We start from the raw sequence: 1574 nt of genomic DNA, 5'->3' as shown, positions 1-1574 counted from the left end.
GCGCCGATGACGCGCGCCTGAAGGAGGTCGATTTTTCCTCGGCCATACATCTGGCGCTTCACGAGCTTGAGTTTGGTTATCTGCCCCTCGGTCTGGCCGTTGGACCATGGCGAAGTAATCGCGGCACTGACTGCCGCCCGGTCTTTGACGACACCACTTGCGAAGGAGGCGACCAGGCTTGATCGTGCGCATTCCAACCACGGCTCGAGATCAGCGAGAGATTTCTTGCGGATCATGGCCTGGAAAGTGGCGATGATTTCCCGCGCTTCGACCAGCAACGGCACGCCGCCTTCAATCGCCGCAACCGTGACGGCTTCGGACCTGGAGAGTGCGTCGCGAGCGATGGTCATGAGGCGCGCGATAGTCCTGGCCGAGGGAGTACGGCTCAAGGCGCCGCCATCGACTTTCTCCGCTTGTCGTCGGCGTGTCGCCCACTCGGTGACGATCCGAAGGCAGCCGCGGAACCCCTAGTTTTTGAGTTGTCGCCATAGCTCTGTGCCGTTACGGTGCCCGGCAGTCCATTGCACGTCAAGCCACGGCAGGTAAACTTCGAGCGAACTCTCGCGCACGCGGAAAACATCCGACCGTTGACCACGCAAAACCCGCCGCACCAGGCCGCGACTGTACCCGGTCCGGCGGACAATCTCCTTGATCGCGATCCCGGCCTTGGCGAGGTCGAGAATCGCGGTGTTGGTGCCTTCCCGGCGGAGGTATCCCTCATATTGGATCCGTTCAGCGGCGGTGAGCAGGTCCGGATTGATGGTAGCGGCGCCAATCGCGGCTCTGATCTGATGCATGGACTTGCGTACGGCGTCGAGGAATGCCCGGCTGGCGTTTTCCATCAAGTGCCATCTGTCGGCCACCTGGGTGGCCTTCGGCAGTGCTTTGGCCGCGGCCAGGGCGTAGGCGCCGCCGCGGTCACGAGAGACGATGCCGATCTGGGGCTGGTCCAGCAACCAGTCCTGGGCTGTCGCTGGCTCTCGATCCGGCAGAAGCGCGATAGTTTTCCGCCGCTCGAGGTCGCAGATAATCGTCCCATAGCGCTGGTTGCGCCGCCACGCCCAGTCGTCGATCCCGATCACCGTCGGCGGAACGAAACGCGGGCTGCCACGCCGCCGCACGACGCGCAGCAAGGTATCCTTGCTCACCGGCAGCATCAGCCTCCGGGCGAAGCTCGCCGCCGGTCGCCCGCCCAAGGCAAGTCCGAGATGATGGACGATATGGTCAAGCCGCGCAGTTCGCCGCGCCCACGGTGCCAGAACGTCTCCGTCAAAGCGTTCTGCGAAGATCCGGCGGCCACATAGCACCGCAGCACAGTGGAACCGGCGCGCCGCAACGACCAGCTGAACAGGCTTACCCGCGATGGGCAGATCCGCCAGGTGCCGCCGATACCGGCTGTGGACCCGATCCGACATTGCCCCGCAGCCTGGACAACGGCTCGCCCTGCCCATCGGACGAACCGTGATCGTCAACACCTCGGCGTCAGCGGCTATCTCATGGGCGACAAAGCCGCGAGGCACAAGTGTCTCAGCTCGAAGTGAATGAACCATGGCGTTGATTCCTTCTGTAAAATC

At 63.5% G+C, this 1574-nt stretch carries 1 pseudogene; it reads right to left on the bottom strand.

The features are described 5' to 3' along the window. Positions 1-1550: pseudogene (locus tag ACFFJ7_RS20940) on the bottom strand (ISL3 family transposase); the annotation flags it as partial. Between the last annotated feature and the right edge of the window lie 24 nt (positions 1551-1574).

The organism is Pseudochelatococcus lubricantis (assembly GCF_042432495.1).
GTDB lineage: Bacteria > Pseudomonadota > Alphaproteobacteria > Rhizobiales > Beijerinckiaceae > Pseudochelatococcus > Pseudochelatococcus lubricantis.
Note: the sequence above shows the minus strand (reverse complement) of the source record. Positions and strands in the feature narration are given on the sequence as shown.